The sequence below is a fragment of the Achromobacter sp. GbtcB20 genome, from assembly GCF_019091095.1.
GTDB lineage: Bacteria > Pseudomonadota > Gammaproteobacteria > Burkholderiales > Burkholderiaceae_B > Achromobacter > Achromobacter mucicolens.
Genome location: NZ_JAGXJZ010000504.1, coordinates 1 through 275 on the forward strand (window position 1 = coordinate 1; position 275 = coordinate 275).

Annotated in this window: 1 pseudogene; it reads left to right on the top strand. The window is 68.7% G+C overall.

Annotation, left to right across the window (positions count from 1 at the left end):
- A pseudogene (locus KVT32_RS29960) lies at nt 1-275 on the top strand (apolipoprotein N-acyltransferase); the annotation flags it as partial.

Genomic DNA, 275 nt, shown 5'->3' on the forward strand with positions numbered 1-275 from the left:
CATGACGTCTCGCCGCTGGCAGGCTATGCGCCGCTGATCGGCGTCTACGGGATCGGCGTGCTGGTCTCCGTCTGCGCTTCCTGCCTGGTGTTGCTGACCCAGCGCGTGCGCCTGCCGGCGCTCGGCCTGTTCGCCGCCGTGCTGCTGGCCGGGGCCGGCCTGCGCACCATCGAATGGACGCACGTGACGGGCGCGCCGCTGACCGTGCGCCTGCTGCAGGGGAATATTCCGCAGGATCGCAAGTTCGACTACGCCTTCCTCTCGAACATCCTGGA